The organism is Petrotoga sp. 9PW.55.5.1 (assembly GCF_003265365.1).
In the GTDB taxonomy this organism is placed as follows: Bacteria; Thermotogota; Thermotogae; order Petrotogales; family Petrotogaceae; genus Petrotoga.
In genome coordinates, this window is sequence record NZ_AUPM01000013.1 from 22,823 (window position 1) to 38,983 (window position 16,161).

Annotated in this window: 15 protein-coding genes; 9 read left to right on the forward strand and 6 right to left on the reverse strand. The window is 31.5% G+C overall.

What is annotated here, in order from left to right; all coding sequences use genetic code 11:
- Positions 1-17: 17 nt before the first annotated feature.
- A complete protein-coding gene (locus tag PW5551_RS02355) occupies positions 18-1,034 on the reverse strand; it encodes a 6-phosphofructokinase (RefSeq protein ID WP_113074179.1) in 1,017 nt (338 codons plus the stop codon).
- 29 nt (positions 1,035-1,063) lie between these two features.
- Positions 1,064-3,046, reverse strand: coding sequence for a sodium-translocating pyrophosphatase (locus PW5551_RS02360; RefSeq protein ID WP_113074181.1), 1,983 nt, complete (start codon positions 3,044-3,046; stop codon positions 1,064-1,066).
- 177 nt (positions 3,047-3,223) lie between these two features.
- On the opposite strand from PW5551_RS02360, the gene PW5551_RS02365 reads away from it, so the two are divergent.
- Genes PW5551_RS02365 through PW5551_RS02380 form a run of 4 tightly spaced genes read left to right on the forward strand, consistent with a single transcriptional unit; the run spans position 3,224 to position 6,092 of the window.
- Positions 3,224-3,598, forward strand: a complete 375-nt coding sequence (locus tag PW5551_RS02365; protein ID WP_113074183.1) for a Fur family transcriptional regulator — start codon at positions 3,224-3,226, stop codon at positions 3,596-3,598.
- 35 nt (positions 3,599-3,633) lie between these two features.
- On the forward strand, positions 3,634-4,545 hold the full coding sequence (locus PW5551_RS02370; protein ID WP_158526114.1) for a metal ABC transporter substrate-binding protein: 912 nt from the start codon (positions 3,634-3,636) through the stop codon (positions 4,543-4,545).
- Complete coding sequence (locus PW5551_RS02375) at positions 4,535-5,284, forward strand: metal ABC transporter ATP-binding protein (RefSeq protein WP_113074267.1); 750 nt, start codon at positions 4,535-4,537, stop codon at positions 5,282-5,284. The genes PW5551_RS02370 and PW5551_RS02375 overlap by 11 nt, the downstream gene beginning before the upstream one ends.
- Positions 5,277-6,092: a metal ABC transporter permease gene (locus PW5551_RS02380; RefSeq protein ID WP_113074186.1), complete on the forward strand. Its 816-nt coding sequence runs from the start codon at positions 5,277-5,279 to the stop codon at positions 6,090-6,092. The genes PW5551_RS02375 and PW5551_RS02380 overlap by 8 nt, the downstream gene beginning before the upstream one ends.
- On the opposite strand, the gene PW5551_RS02385 is transcribed toward PW5551_RS02380, so the two are convergent.
- Complete coding sequence (locus PW5551_RS02385) at positions 6,089-7,708, reverse strand: cobalamin-dependent protein (RefSeq protein ID WP_113074188.1); 1,620 nt, start codon at positions 7,706-7,708, stop codon at positions 6,089-6,091. The two genes, PW5551_RS02380 and PW5551_RS02385, sit on opposite strands and share 4 nt — an antisense overlap.
- Positions 7,708-8,787, reverse strand: coding sequence for an NAD/NADP-dependent octopine/nopaline dehydrogenase family protein (locus PW5551_RS02390; RefSeq protein ID WP_113074268.1), 1,080 nt, complete (start codon positions 8,785-8,787; stop codon positions 7,708-7,710). The genes PW5551_RS02385 and PW5551_RS02390 overlap by 1 nt, the downstream gene beginning before the upstream one ends.
- Before the next feature lie 154 nt (positions 8,788-8,941).
- Between PW5551_RS02390 and PW5551_RS02395 the strand changes: the two genes are divergently transcribed.
- On the forward strand, positions 8,942-9,682 hold the full coding sequence (locus PW5551_RS02395; RefSeq protein WP_113074190.1) for a sulfite exporter TauE/SafE family protein: 741 nt from the start codon (positions 8,942-8,944) through the stop codon (positions 9,680-9,682).
- Positions 9,683-9,684: 2 nt separating this feature from the next.
- On the opposite strand, the gene PW5551_RS02400 is transcribed toward PW5551_RS02395, so the two are convergent.
- Positions 9,685-11,016 carry an alkaline phosphatase family protein gene (locus PW5551_RS02400; RefSeq protein WP_113074192.1) on the reverse strand — a complete coding sequence of 444 codons (1,332 nt, stop codon included), beginning with the start codon at positions 11,014-11,016 and terminating at the stop codon, positions 9,685-9,687.
- Between the two features lie 180 nt (positions 11,017-11,196).
- Between PW5551_RS02400 and PW5551_RS02405 the strand changes: the two genes are divergently transcribed.
- From PW5551_RS02405 to PW5551_RS02420, 4 genes are all read left to right on the forward strand, one after another.
- On the forward strand, positions 11,197-11,445 hold the full coding sequence (locus PW5551_RS02405) for a ribbon-helix-helix domain-containing protein (protein ID WP_113074194.1): 249 nt from the start codon (positions 11,197-11,199) through the stop codon (positions 11,443-11,445).
- A gap of 23 nt (positions 11,446-11,468) precedes the next feature.
- Positions 11,469-12,197 carry a metallophosphoesterase gene (locus PW5551_RS02410; RefSeq protein ID WP_113074196.1) on the forward strand — a complete coding sequence of 243 codons (729 nt, stop codon included), beginning with the start codon at positions 11,469-11,471 and terminating at the stop codon, positions 12,195-12,197.
- 89 nt (positions 12,198-12,286) lie between these two features.
- Positions 12,287-14,164 carry a BMP family ABC transporter substrate-binding protein gene (locus PW5551_RS02415; RefSeq protein ID WP_158526115.1) on the forward strand — a complete coding sequence of 626 codons (1,878 nt, stop codon included), beginning with the start codon at positions 12,287-12,289 and terminating at the stop codon, positions 14,162-14,164.
- A gap of 51 nt (positions 14,165-14,215) precedes the next feature.
- The gene (locus PW5551_RS02420; protein WP_233488404.1) at positions 14,216-15,472 is read left to right on the forward strand and encodes a hypothetical protein; all 1,257 of its coding nucleotides are present in this window, start codon (positions 14,216-14,218) and stop codon (positions 15,470-15,472) included.
- Positions 15,473-15,474: 2 nt separating this feature from the next.
- Here PW5551_RS02420 and PW5551_RS02425 read toward each other — a convergent pair whose 3' ends face one another.
- Positions 15,475-16,146, reverse strand: coding sequence for an HAD family phosphatase (locus tag PW5551_RS02425; protein WP_113074202.1), 672 nt, complete (start codon positions 16,144-16,146; stop codon positions 15,475-15,477).
- Positions 16,147-16,161: the final 15 nt, after the last annotated feature.

Sequence of the window (16,161 nt, forward strand, 5' to 3'; positions counted from 1 at the left end):
AAATGTACCGCTAAATTTCAGAAAAACATTTTAGCCATTTCATAAATATCTTTATTTATTTCTTTATTTTTCAAAATCTCTTCTGTATAGGGTTTTTCAACTATTTCAAAGCCTTTTAATCCCAATGCGATATTTGATTTCCCTTTCTTTACCTTTTCAATAGCACTGACACCGAATTTAAAGGCTAAATATCTATCAAAAGCTGAAGGAGTTCCTCCTCTTTGTAAATAATCTAAATTTACAGTCCTACATTCTACATTTTCCAAATTGTTCTTGATATACTCTGTTAATAACTCGGAGGGTCTCATAAAATCACGAATCTTTTCATCACCTATTGAATTTAGAACCTCATCAGGGAGTTTGACTTTTTCTTCCACAACGATAATAGAGAATCGTCTTCCAACTGAATATCTTCTTTTTATATTTTCGATCATTTTTTGAGCTTCAAATCCAACCTCAGGAATTATAATATAGTCAGCACCACCTGCCATACCTCCTATAGTAGCTAACCAGCCTGCTTCATCCCCGCCGGTTTCTACAACAACTACTCTATGTCCAGCGCTAGCAGTAGAGTGGAGCTTATCTAAAGCATCTGTTACTGTTTGTAAGGCGGTTAAAAAACCAACGCTCAAATCCGTCCAATATAGATCATTATCAACAGTTGCGGGAATAATAATTGAAGGAATACCTTCATCTGCCAATTTTAACGCTATTTTCGCACCAGTATGACCTGTTAATAATATCAAGCTGGTAAGTTGATATCTTTCAAAATTATTTTTTAATTTTTTTAAATCATTCGGGTTAGCAGTGGGATCATACTTTGAAGATCCTAATATTATCCCGCCTTCTGGTAATTTTCCCGAAACATGTTCCTTTGCTAAAATAGTTAATTTATCTTCAACTAATCCCCAAAAACCATCATTCACACCTACCACTTCAATATCTTCATTAGCACCTTTTACAATTAATGCTCTAATTACAGCGTTAAGTCCCGGACAATCTCCGCCTACATTTAAAACCGCTACTCTCTTCACGAACTTTCACCTCCAGGTCAAAAAAATATTTATTCAAAAAATCTCATTAAAACAGGAATAATAACTATTGAAACAATAGACATGAGTTTTATTAATATGTTTATAGATGGTCCTGCTGCATCTTTTAAAGGATCTCCTACAGTATCTCCAATTACAGATGCTTTATGAGCTAAAGAACCTTTACCTCCATAATTTCCTTCTTCTATATGTTTTTTCGCATTATCCCAAGCACCTCCAGAGTTTGCCATGAATATTGCCAACATAACTCCGGATGCGGTAGTTCCAGCTAACATCCCGGCTACTGCTTCTTTACCTAAAAATAAAAACACCAAAATAGGGGCTATAACAGCAATCAAAGAGGGCAAAATCATATATTTTAGGGCTCCATTGGTTGCAATTTTAACACATTTACCATAATCAGGATCAGCTTTTCCCTCCATTAAACCTACAATTTCTTTAAATTGTCTTCTAACTTCTTCTACCATCAGATTAGCTGCATTTCCAACAGCCTTCATTACTAAAGAGGAAAAAAGGAATGGAAGCATTCCGCCTATCAAAAGAGCGGTAAACACGTTCGCATTATTCAGATCTACCAAGGATATATTGGTTACTTGCAAGTAAGAAGCGAATAAAGCAAGTGCAGTTAGAGCTGCTGAACCAATAGCAAAGCCTTTCCCCATTGCAGCGGTAGTATTTCCAACTGCGTCTAACTTATCGGTTCTTTCTCTGACATAAGGTTCAAGATGAGCCATTTCAGCAATTCCACCAGCGTTATCAGCAATTGGCCCATAAGCATCTATTGATAAGCTCATTCCCAAGGTAGAAAGCATTCCTACGGATGAAATAGCTATTCCGAATAATCCATAGAAATTGAAAGATATGACAATAGCTATCCCTATTAAAAGAATTGGAAAAAAAGTAGATTCCATACCCAATGCGAGACCATTAATAATTAATGGCGCAGCACCTGATGGAGAACTTTTTGCTAATTCTTTGACAGGTTTTTTTGCAGTATAATATTCTGTGAAAATACCTATAAGAATTCCTACTATCATCCCTAAAATTACTATCAAACCAGCATCATAATATCCCAAAAAGAATCTAGACAATAATATAACTACAATTCCTTGAAGAAAAGCTGTAGTATAAGTACCAAAGTGCAGAGCTTTTTCAGGTTTTAAGTCTTTAGTTTTTTTAATATAATAATTTACGCTAATTATACCTAGAATCGATAATAATAAACCAGAAGAGGCAACGAAAAATGGAAAAATTGCACCTTTTATCGAAAAAGCTATACCACCCAATACTGAAGCAGAAAATATTGAACCCACGTATGATTCGTACAAATCCGCCCCCATTCCAGCAACATCTCCAACATTATCTCCAACATTGTCTGCTATAACTGCGGGATTTCTGGGATCATCTTCTGGAATATTAGCTTCAACCTTACCTACTAGATCTGCTCCGACATCGGCTGCTTTGGTAAATATTCCTCCACCAACTCTAGCAAAAAGGGCAACAAAAGAAGCTCCCATTGCATAGCCACTCATTAATTCAGTGTTTCCCCCGCCAAGGAAGAAGACTGCACCAAGCCCCATTAATCCAAGGGATGTTACGGTCATTCCCATAACGGCTCCACCATTAAAAGAAATGGTTAAAGCTTCTTTTAAGCTACTTCGTGCTGCATGAGTGGTTCTTGCATTCGCTCTAGTTGCTATAGACATTCCAAAAAAACCAGCCAAAACAGAAAAAATTGATCCGAGAAGAAAAGATAATGCCATTGACAAAGAATTTGCTATCAACAAGAAGAGTGCGAACAAAATTATTACCAAAAAAAGGATCTTGTATTCAGAAAATAAAAAAGATCTAGCCCCGATTTGAATAATCTTTGAAAGCTTTTGCATAACGTCATTTCCACTTGATTTTTCTAATATATTAAAAACCAGAAAAAAAGTAAATATAATACCAATCCCACCACTAATAACAGATATCAATTGTGACGTAGCACCCATAATTTCCCTCCTGTTTACTTGTGAATAAAAAATATTTTCGAAAACGCTAATTCTATCCTTTTTATTAGATTATATCACATTAAAGAGTTGACAATAATTCAAATTTGATGTATAATAATCATGCAACTCATTTGCAAATGCAAGTGAATTGCATAAAAAAACATAGGAGTAATCTCAATGAAAAGTACTAAAGCCAGAAAAGATATTTTGGAAATATTAGAAAGATACGATTTCCCTCTAAATGCTGAAGAAGTTTATGAAATATTGGATGAAGATTACGACAAATCAACCATCTATAGAAACCTTAAAAAATTTGAAAAAGATGGAACGATAAAATCTATTGTTTTTTCAGATAAAATTAAATATTTTTACAAAATAGAGGGACACTTTCATTTTATTTACTGTATTAAATGTAAGAAGTTCGAAAAGTTTGATATTTGTTATTCTGAATCAATGAGTCAATACTTAAAAGAAAAGTTAGGTTACCAAATTATCAGTCACACATTATATTTTGAAGGAATATGCAAAGATTGTCAAAAAAGTAGTTCATAAAATTTAAAATAAAGCAGATGAAGGAGGATAATAAGATGAAAAAATTTTCCGTTATTTTATTATTATTTTTAGTTTCTGTTGTGACTTTTACGCTAGATGTTTCAACTTCTATATTGCCGTATTACTATATAAGCAAGGAAATTGTTGGAGAAAAGGGAAATGTAAATTTGATAGTTCCTCCTGGTAAAAGCCCCCACACTTATTCTTTAACTCCAAAGGAATTGATTCCTATATATGATTCCGATGTTCTTATTATAAATGGAATGGGGTTAGAAGTATTTATTTCTAAGTTATCAGATAATCTGTATAAAGAAGGATTAAAAATAGTAGAAGTTTCGAGTTATATACCAAAAGAAGAGTTTATTTTTTCAAACCATTCTCATGAAGACGACGACGAACACGAAACTGGTCACAAAGATGATGAAGTATTTGGTTATGATCCACATATTTGGCTTGATCCTTATTTGATGTATAATTATGTAATACCCTCTCTGACTGAAGAATTTTCTAAATTAGATCCAACAAGTAAAGAATTTTATGAACAAAACGCTCAAAATTTAATTAATAGATTAAAATTACTTGATAAATATTTAAAAGAGAAGGCTAAAACGATTTCTGGATCAATTTTTACAGTACATAATGCTTTTGAATATTTCGCAAAAAGATATGACATTCCTATAATCGGAGTATTACAGATTTCCCCTGGTGTTGATCCTACCCCAAAACAGATAATTGAGTTAACTGAGTTGGCTAATAAAGAGGATGTTAAAGCTATTTTTAATGAACCGCAGCTTAGTGATAGGGCAGTAAATACTCTTGCAAAAAGTTTAAATTTAAGAACAGGAGTGTTGGATCCTTTAGGTAGTAATGAAAATATTATTGATTTAGAATCTTTGTATTTATATAATTTATACGAGATAATCCGAGTTGTTAACTATGAAAAGTAATCCACTAATTTCTGTAAGAAATCTAAATTATACAGCGGAGAACAACCATATATTGATGGACATTTCTTTTGATATATATAGAAAAGATTTTGTAGGCATCATTGGTCCTAATGGAGCTGGTAAATCTACTTTGGTTAAAATTTTAGTAGGAGAGATTGAAAATTACAGAGGTAAGCTTGAGATAAATGGTGAAATTGGATATGTACCTCAATACGAGGAAAAAGAAAAAGATTTCCCTATAAAGGCATATGAAGTAGCTTTAATGGGCTTATATAAAGAAGTTGGATTGTTTAAAAGGTTCAAAAAAGAACATTACCAAAAAGTTAGAGAGGTTTTCGATCTCTTAAAGATTGAGAAATTATACGATAGGCAGGTACAAAAATTATCAGGTGGAGAATATAGAAGATTGATGGTTGCCAGGGCTTTGGTTTCTAATCCTGATATACTTATTTTAGATGAACCCGAGGCAAATATCGATAAAGCAGGCCAAAGTATTTTATATGACACACTCAAAAAAATTAAAAATAACATGAATATAAGTATAATTCTTGTGAGCCATGATTTAAACGTTGTTTTTAAAGAAACAAACAAAGTTATGTGTATGAATAAAACTTTACATTGCCACAAAAATACAGCTGATCTAAGTATAGAAGACTTAAAAACTTTGTATTCAAAAGATTTTGAACTATTTATACATATAAATGAAAAGATGAAGGTAGTGAGCAACAAAGATGATTGATATTTTTTACTATCCTTTTATGAGGTATGCGTTGTTTGGAGCGATTCTTTCAGGTTTTGGAAGTGCTTTACTTTCAAATTTTATAGTTCTAAAAAAAATGGAGTTTATAAGTGACGGAGCAGCACATATTGCTTTTGGAGCTATTGCTCTGGCTTTGTTTTTGGGAATTAATATGAATCTTTTATCGATAATCGTTGCATTAGTTTTTGCAATATCTATACATTATATGAGTAAGCAAGAAAAGATACAAGAAAGCAGCATTATTGGAATGTTGCTTTCTCTTTCAATGGCCACAGGCATAATTCTACTTTCTTTTGTCAAAGGGTATGTCCCGGAAGTTGAAAGTTTTTTGTTTGGAGATATTCTTATGATCACTTTGGAAGATTTAATATTATTAAGTATCTCTGATATATTTATCTTATTTTTTATAATCCTTTTTAATAAAGAGCTAAAATATTATGCCTACAATCAAAAATTGAGCAAAATATTTGGTGTTCCAACTAATATAATAAACTTGATATTTCTATCTATAACTTCTGTTACAATCGTTTTATCGGTTAAAATAGTTGGCATTATACTGATAACATCTTTGCTTATAACTCCTGGAGTAATTGCAAAACTTTTTTCAAAAAGTATAAACCAAATGATATTAATATCAGTAATAGTAGGTGTGAGTGCCTCAGTTTTTGGTATAATTTCTTCTTATTATCTAAATATTCCATCAGGACCAATGATTGTAGTAACTTTATTTACAGTATTTTTAATCTCATATGGTATAAAAAGGTTATCTTTTGGGGAAAATGATTAAATGTTTTCTAATCTTTCTTTTTCTCTTATTACACGTCCATTTTCGTCAACTATTTCGTAGGCTCCATTTATTAGATCTACTTTTATTTCACCTTTAGCAACGCTATTTCCTTGTAAACCAGTGGCATCTAAAATGCCTTTTTTAACGGCTAAATAAAGAGTTTCGGGATCAATTAAAGGATCCTTTGCATTGGAAGAAAAATTTTTAATTTTATCAATAATTGTCATAGCCTCTTCTTTAAGATATGATACTCTTTCTTTTATAACAGGATCACTTAAAAAATCTGGTAACCCTTGATTCGCTAGAGTGTTTGCCCTTTTTACCATTTTTACACTTTCAATTATTTCTTTAGATGTTGCTCTTCTCATAGCTTCGCAATATGAAACAACGTGTATTATATGGGGTTGTAAGTACGATGCATAAAACATTGAAGAAACTAACTGTCCAATCGCACTATTTGGATCTGCGGGAAATGAAAGTAGTCCTGTTCTTACCATTCTATAGGGAATGAATGTTTCATCTTTAAGAGATTCTACCAATTCTAATTTTGCAATAGCTTTTGCTATATCCATCTTTGGTGAAAGTTTTGGAGGGGTATTCATCATGTATTGTTGGATATACCATCTGACCCCTATTTTTTTTGCTACATATGCTGCTAGGTATGCAGTTGCAACGGTCAAACTGTCGTGTGCGTATCTTAACTCCCATTGATGAGAATCGTTAATCTCGACAGGGACTTTGTTTTCCGCATTCCACTTTATACCTTCCATATTTTCTTTTATTGCATCAAGCAAATTTCTTTCAGATCTTCTATCTAATTCGGAGTACCAAAAAATTGGTATTGCAGCCCATGCGTTGTTAATACTTTCTTTTAGAAGTTTTGAAAACTCTAATATATGTGTTGTACCTGAATAACATCTAACTAAAGGATAGTTCCCTCTTCTACTTGCTTTGTACATCTCAATGAAATCATTTTTGGTTCGTAGGGGAGCCCCTCCAGCCCCGTCTTGTTTATGATCCATTTTATCTTGATCAAAGAAGTGTTGTTGACAATTTTGATCAGGGGCTAAAGATATTATATCCAAAAGTTCTGATTCCGCTAATTTTTCTATTTCTACTATAGTTTCCTCGACAGTTTGTAAACCAATATGATGTCTAATTAAAGGGTAAGGAGATTTAAAATTTATTCTTTCAGATAAACTTTGAGGGTAATTTATCGTTTCGTCTTCTTTTAATTTTCCTCTTAGGAACAAAACGATTTCATCTTCCTCTTCTGAACCATCGAAAACTTTTTGAAAAAAATTAGATTTTCTTGCTATTTCTGAAGTTTCTACAGTTCCACCAAAAATGAATTTTAAATTTTTAAAGTCAGGAATATTTTCAATCCTATTGATAAATTCCTTTAAGAGCTTTTCAAAAGATTCTTCTCCCAAACGATAACTTATAGACACAATCTCAGGCCTTTCTTCTTCTATCTTTTTTATTAATAAATCCATGGGAACAGCACTTCCCAAATTGATAACAACATAGCCTTCTTTTCTTGCTAAATTCAAAAAATTAAAAAGGCCGGCGGTATGAACATCGCTTCCGATTGATGCACCTAAGATCTTTTTCATCAATCTTCCTCCTCAACGTATCTTAATATATCTTCTATGCTTTTCCCTTCTAATCCTAAATCCTTTACGGTTCTTCCTTCCTTCCAAAAATTTTTGTCCATCATTATATTAGCAAGATTTATTATTGAATCAATTGTTTTTGTCTTTACTCCGTATTCTTCACCAAAAGAGGATATAGGAACAAGACTCATTGGTAGATCTTCTAATATATATCTATTATTGAGTGTTGGCGGAGCGTATATTCCCCTGTATCCAACGTTGTTTCTTATGGCTTCGTACAAATTACTTCCAGTAACATCGTAAGCATAATTGAGCCATTCTTTGGCGGTCATAGGTACAACATTAAAAAGTTTCATAACATTGCAACGCTCTTCATCAATTTTTTCTAAAATTTTTGCAACCGAAGGTGAAATACCTTCAAAATAGAATTCAAACTTTCCAGCAGTAGTTTCTACCCTTGCTGAATTTAATATCAAAGTAGCGGGATGAAATACCACACCAATATTATTAAAACTTGTATAAATGATGTTCTTAACAATGTTAAACTCAGGCATAACATTGCATAACACTTCTTCAAGTTCTGAATTTCTTGTAGCTGGCAGTGCAGAAACAGGGACAGCATTTTTAATCCTAAACACTTTTGCAACACCAGGGTTTGACATTCTCGAAGCAAAGATAAAAGTTTGAGCTTCAGCTATTATTACATCTTTTTCTGTGCCTTCTTCTTTTAAGACTTTTTTGAATTCCAATGCCCCACCCGTTCTTCCAGGATTCAAAACAACTATCTGTCCATCTTCTAGAAAAGGTGCCATCTTTCTAGCTATTTCTTTGTGAGCAAAGGCTGGAACAACAACCATTATAAGTTTTCTCCCTTTTATAGCTTCTTCCATATTTGTAGTTGCAAAAGTAACACTATATTCTCCTTCTACTTGTCCTTCTATTCTTATTGAGTGAGAATCTATTATAGGGGAGATTCTTCTTTTAGATCTATTATAAAGTGCAACATCGAAACCCTTCATAGCTAAATATCCAGCCAAAGCTTGTCCACCATTACCCGCTCCAACGACTGTAATCTTAATCATCAAGACTCATCTCCTTTAATATAGATTTTCAAATATTACTACAATATAATATATTTTACCTTAAATTTCAAAAAAATTAAAAATATTTAACTTGAATGTACCCTCCAATTGGAGTATAATATTCTAAAAAGAGTTCGAGGGGGAGAAATTAATGGAAACATTATGGTTTTTTATTATAGTTGGATTTTTGGCTCAAATGGTTGATGGCGCTTTGGGAATGGCGTATGGAGTTATTTCGAATTCTTTATTGTTATCTGTGGGTGTTCCTCCTGCAATATCAAGTGCTTCAGTTCATTTTGCAGAAATTTTTACCACCCTTATTTCAGGAGTTTCTCATTTTAGATTGGGAAATGTGGAAAAAAATTTATTTAAAAAACTTGTAATCCCTGGAATAATAGGTGGGGTTATAGGAGCCTATATTCTATCAAATTTGGATGGGGATAAGGTTAAACCATTTATTGGAATATACTTATTAATTATGGGTTTGAGGATATTATTTAAATCTATTAATTTCCATAAAAAAAGTGAAGAAAAAATCACCAAAAGAAGGCATTACTCTATTTTAGGCCTTTTAGGGGGTTTTTTTGATGCTATTGGTGGTGGGGGTTGGGGCCCAATCGTAACCTCAACGTTAGTATCAGATGGTAAGAATCCTCGAAAAACTATAGGATCTGTAAACGCAGCTGAATTTTTCGTAACTGTTTCAGAAGTTATCGCTTTTATTGCTTTACTTTCACAGTTTAACTGGAGTGTCATTGTTGGTTTGATAATCGGGGGAGGTTTAGCAGCTCCCATAGCAGCACTTGTGACAAAGAAAATTCCTGCAAAAGCTCTTATGGTTTCTCTTGGAGGAGTTATAACGATTTTAAGTATCAGAATGATACTTCTTTAAACTTATAAATAGTATTCAACCACAGAATCAAAAAGATCAGTTATAGTTTTAACTTTTAAATTTTTATTATTACTTATAAAAATGCCTTCTTGAGAATGATTGGCATCATCAGGACCTATATCATTTTCATGAATATAAAAGTTTTTATGGCCAATTGAACCTTGGCATCTCCAGGATAAATTGTCGAAATAAACAATCAAATCAGGAGGAATATTTTTGACTTCTTTATAAATTGACTGAGGTTCAAAAACCTTTGTGTCCATTTTATTTCCATTTTCATCCGTTATTTCTTTCAATTCTTTTATCAATTGTTTTTTAAATTTATTCAATTCTTTTTCTGTTATAATCCCCTTCGGTTCTCTATCTTTTATATTGAAAAACAGTTTACCATGGTATCCGCCATTTCCCCAAACTTTTGTCCTTTCCCAATCTATTTTTTCATTTTTAATTAGCTTGTTTATTGAAAGGGGTGTTTTAGGATTTTCTTTTAAAATCAGATAATCTTTACGAATTAGCCAGTCATTTATAGCGATCCCACCATACATGGGTTTTATTCCATGATCGGAAACTACAATTAAGTCATATTCATCTTTGATATTACTTAAAAGTTCTCCTATTTTATTATCCAAATAAACATAGTAATCTTTAATAACGCTATTAAATTTACTCGTTCTATATTTTGGGTGTTTTTTATCGTGAAAAGCCCAAAAACCATGGTGAATCCTATCGGTTCCCATTTCAACCATTATGGTCAAATCCCAAGGTTTATTCTTAATCATATAATTGAATATTTTAAAGTGATTATCTGTCATCCTATATATATCTTTGAGAAGCTTTTCTTTATTTTCAATTCTAAACTCTTCAACATCAAAAATAAAAGGTTCAACGTATTTTTCTAGTTCATATTTTAAATTTTTTGGATAAGTGTACTCCGATTTATGCGAAGGTGCCAGAAATCCACTAACCATATAACCATTTAAAGGTAAAGGCGGATAAGTCAACGGAACACCAATCACTATACTTTTTCTATCTTTTTCACCAAATATATCCCATATTTTCTTATAAGCTACACTTTTTGAAGAAACTAGAGAATGAGAATAATAACCATAATCCCGCCTATTAGTAAATCCATATATACCTAATTCACCAGGATCTTTTCCAGTAAACATGCTCATCCAAGCAGGGACAGTAATTGGTGGAATAGTTGATTTTAGTTCATTGTAGACTCCGTTTTCCATAATATTTCTTAAATTTGGTAAAAAATTATAAAACTCATCAAAAACTAAATTTGGGGAGGCACAGTCTAGTCCAATAATAATTAATTTTTTATTCATCGAAAAACCCCTTGTTTGAAAATTTCTTTTAAATGATAGCATATTTTTGATAGTTTGAAAAATATACCTTAAATAGCTTGATTTAGAGCAAAATTAATTATTGGTCAACAACTTTTCAATTTTGTAGAAAAAACAACAAGATGTTATAATAAAAAAAGAACAATTCTGGAGTGTGATACGATGAGTGACAAAGTTACTTTGAAAATTCCTAAACCATTGTATGATAAATTGAAATTAATAGTTCAAAACACTGGTTATTCCAGTGTTACTGAGTTTGTTGTTTACGTTTTAAGAGATTTGGTATCATCTGAAGAAATACAAAAAACGCAGAAAGAAAAAAAGTTAAATGAAGAAATAGAAACTCTCACGGAAGAAGAAATAAAAGCAATAAAAAAACGTTTAAAAAATTTGGGTTATATCGATGAATAAAAGTTATGAATAAGGAATGAAAAATGACAAATATAATAGCTGTCTCAGATGAAGAAATTTATATACATAACAGTAATAACAAAAAATTTGATTTGTTAATATGCTCAGGGGATCTTTCTCCAAAATATATTGATTATTTGATGAATGAGTTCAAACCTTTTTTTAGTGTTATGGTGCATGGTAACCATGATAAGAAGTATTATAAGAAATATTATGAGGAAGAAAATAATTCTTTCTCAAAAGTTTACAAGGGAGTTTATGTATTAAACCACAGCATTGTGAACCTAAAAAAATTTATGAAAAAAGATATTGTTTTAAGCGGTTTTTCAGGGGCTCTATCATACGGATTTAGACCATTTTATTTCAAAGAAAAAGATATAAATAGATTTAAAAGAGAAATACTTTTTAACACCACATTTAAAGGGAATAGGTATAGATTAATTGATATAATGGTTTCTCACAATCCTCCTTATGTAAAAAATACCATTAAAAAATATGGCCAATCTCACACACCTTCAAAAGCCCTTGGAGAATTCTACATAAAAGCATTCCCAAAGATTTGGATATATGGGCATATTCATCCTAGTTATTATTTTCAAGAGCTAGATTTTGAAATCAGATATCAAAATAAAATTTCATATCTTTTGAACGCTGTGCCTTATAAGTTGATTAAATATGATGAAGAAAAAAAACAGGTTATAGAAATTTCAACATTTAAAAGATGTTCACCTAAAAAAGTTATGTTAAAATAATAGCCTTTTTTTATCACATAAAATATTAATAAATCTGATGTATATTTTTATATAGTTATGAGAGTATGCAAAAAGAGGGTGAAGTTAAAATGTACAGAACCTCCAGAAACTTAAGTCGAAGTGAATATGAAAAAGCTTATAGAATGGCAAGAAGAGATTTTTTGACTAATATATCAAACGGGAAAGATGGTTATTTACCGTGCTTAGAGGACGTTATTCAAAAGGTAGAAATTGTTAAAGAACAGAATCTTGGGTTGATAGATATTCCTATTGAAAGAATCAAAGGAACGTATTATCATTCTAGGGCAGTGTCTTTCTCTTCAAACTTTTATCCACTAATGAAAACAGATTCTGAATTTGCTAGTAAATGGATCAATTTATACGAATCTCATTTGAATGAAGGTCTTAGAGATCCTATTACTGCTTATGAATATTTAAATTGGTTTTATGTTGTCGAAGGGAATAAGAGAGTTAGTATTTTAAAATACTCCGATGCCTTTTCTATTAGGGGAAATGTGACAAGATTAATTCCAAAATGGGAAGAAAATGATCAAAATATTCGTATATACTACGAATTTCTTGAATTCTATGAAAAAACAAAAATTAATATGATATGGTTCAATAAAGAAGGTAAATTCAAAGAATTATATGAATTAATCAAAGATTATCAGAAAAAAAGTGATTTTGCAGATAACAAATACGAGGAATTAATTAGTTCTGTTTATCTTCCTTTTAGAAAAGTATACAGAGAAGTTGCAAAAGGCGAATTGTTTGTTTCTGAAGAAGAAGCTTTTCTGGAGTATCTTAAAAAGTATAGGCTAGAGAATGTACCTCTTATAGAGAGAGAAATGAAAGATCAAGTAAGTGAATTGGTTGAAGAAATGAGAGAAGAATCAGAAGTTCCATCAGAACCATTATTTAAACTGCCCCAAATTTTTTTAGGGAAAACATTGAAAGTTGCCTTTTTATACAATACCTCTATCGAAGAATCTGCATGGACTTACTCTCACGAATTAGGTAGAAGATATGTTCAAGATAGGCTGGGAAAGGAAATTACTACTAAATGTTTTGAAAATATATCAGATTTAAAAAAGTATGAAGAAATACTCTCAAAAGTTGAGGAAGAGAAATTTGACTTAATCTTTTCAACGAGTCTTGATTTTTTAAGGGATGAAAAGATAAATAAATTTCATAACGTTCAATTTATGTATTTTTCAGGTTATAGAACAACAAAAAATATAAATACATATTTTGGAAGAATGTATGAACCTAGGTTTTTATCAGGTATGATCGCTGGAAGTATAACAAAGAGCAATAAAATAGGATACGTTGCCTCGTATGGTATACCTGAAGTAATAATGGGAATAAATGCATTTGCATTAGGGGCAAAAGCGGTTAATTCAAAAGCTCAGGTACACGTTGGGTGGACAAACGTGTGGCGTAACTTAGAATATGAAAGAAACACGGCAGAGTATTTAATAAACGAAATCGGAGTCGATGTTTTAACTCATCATCAAGATTCTCCTGAAGTTTGTAAAGTTGGAGAGGAAAATAACATATATAATATCGGCTATCATTTCGATATGAAAGATTATGCACCGAATACTCATCTAACTTCTGTAGTTTGGAATTGGGGTGTGTATTATGAAAGTATCATAAAAGATGTATTAAGAGGGTCCAATTTCTCACTCTTTAGATTGTTTTCAGGTTCAGAAAAAATAGAAAATTTTTGGGGTGGATTAAAAAGTGGTGTAGTATGTTTAGCCCCAATAAGCGATTTGATCCCCTCAACAACAAAAAATATAGTAGAAACTATTAAATCTGATATTATAGCAGAAAGGTTTCATCCTTTTAGAGGGAAAATTTTGGATAACTTGGGAAAAGTAAGAGTTGATGAAGGCGCGGACATTGAAGACGAAAAATTGATGCATATAGATTGGTTCGTTGATAACGTGTTTTATTCCTAAAGGAGTTAAATGGTGAAAAAGTTATTTCTAGTAATTTTTATTACGATTTTTTTGGTAAACTTAATTTTTTCAAAAGTTAATTTTGATTTTACTTTCTCGCCAAGTATTATCATTAAAAACTATGAAATAGACGAAGTACCTGATGGAAATGATATCCTTGGTTGGGAAATGTATGATTATCTTCCCCCTTTTTTTGAAATTAAATACTCAGCTTCTTTTTCAGAAAATGATCTATTTTTTATTTCTGTGCCTATAATTCCAGACGCAAGTATTTTTTATTTAGAAAGTAATAGTTCAAACAATTTACCTCTTAGTAAAAATTATTCTTTTCAACCTGATTCAAACATCCCTTACGAAGCTTTTTTTGAATTCTCAAACGGTTTTTATGACTTTTCTATGGGAAGAAGAAGATTAAAATGGGGAGAAGGAATGTATTCTCTTGGAATCAACGATAGGGTTCCAAATATGGACCATATAATGTTTTCATTAGATTGGGATACAAAATTAGGAGATTTTGGTTACGAATATATACTGGCTTCTCCCCATCCAAAAGCTGCAAATAGGAAGAAAACGTTTGTAACAAGGAAATTATCTTTAGATCTTTTTTCTTCTTTGTTATTAGAGGTTGGAGAAATAGCACTTATTTATACGCCCGATCTTACTTTTGTTGATATAAACCCATTTTTAGTTTATCATAATATTTACGAAAGTGATTCTAATGTTGTTGGATATCTTTCCTCTACTTTTAAAATACAAGATTACACGCTATATTCTGAATTTCTTTTGGATCAGTATCAATTATCAACTGAACCATCTGATAGTGATCCAAACGCTTATGGATTTATGATTGGAGGAAAGAAAAAAGTCAATGAATTAATTCTAGGAACTGAATTTTACAAAACTTCTACGTGGCTTTACAACAAAAATGAAAATTATAAAGATCTAACTTATCCCCTTTGGAGAAATCTAGAAGCACCGATGGGATCAGTTACCATAGACTACTTTCTTGGGTTTCCATGTGGCCCTGATTCAGAGTTAACTAGATTTTTTATTGAAGGTAAAAAATTTGGAATAAGTTATGAGCATTTATTGCAAGGAGAAGTTGATATAAATACACCTTACACAAAAGAAAATTTCAAAAAATATTCCGAAAAAGGACCTGTTGGTGAAACTAAGGTTGAAAACATCTGGAGAGGACATCTTAAATTAGGAAATAATCCGACTTTCCTTTGTCAGGCATTGCTTAGAAATAAAGACCTTTGGCTTTTTTTAGGTTTTGAATATGATTTTTCTTTATTAATTCCTTAACCTTAATAAGGAACTTCGTCTAAACCAATTTTTTCTATTAGCTGCACAGTGATTTCACTCATCTTTTCTACTACCACATCGGCTTTTGACAAATCCTGACCGAGTGAATTAGGATTTTTAAAACCTATACACTTCATTCCAGCAGTTTTTGCCGCTTTAACACCGTTTTTTGAATCTTCAATAACAAGGCATTCATTTGGTAGAACTTTCAACAATCCAGCGGTATAAATGAATAAATCAGGTTTAGGCTTACCTCGGCTGACAAACTCAGAACTCGTTACAACTTCAAAATACTTTTCTATATCAAATTTACAAACGATTTCTTTTATTAATCTCAAAGGGGAAGATGAGGCAAGAGCTATCTTAAAATTACTTTCTTTGAGTTTTTGCAACACCTCCACTACACCTTCTATAGGTTCTTTTGCATATTTTTTTATATAGTCAAGATTTTCTTGACTTTGCTTCTCAACTAATTCTTCTACGCTTTGAGAAAGATTGAATTCGTTTTTTAAATCTTGCCACATTTCTTGATTACTAACGCCGATATAATTGCTATATATATTTTTATTTACTGAAATTCCTAATTCTTCAAATATTCTTTTGTTGGAATCATAATGAATAGGTTCACTATCAATTATAACGCCATCCATATCAAAGATTATTGCTTTTATCATCTATTTACACCCAAC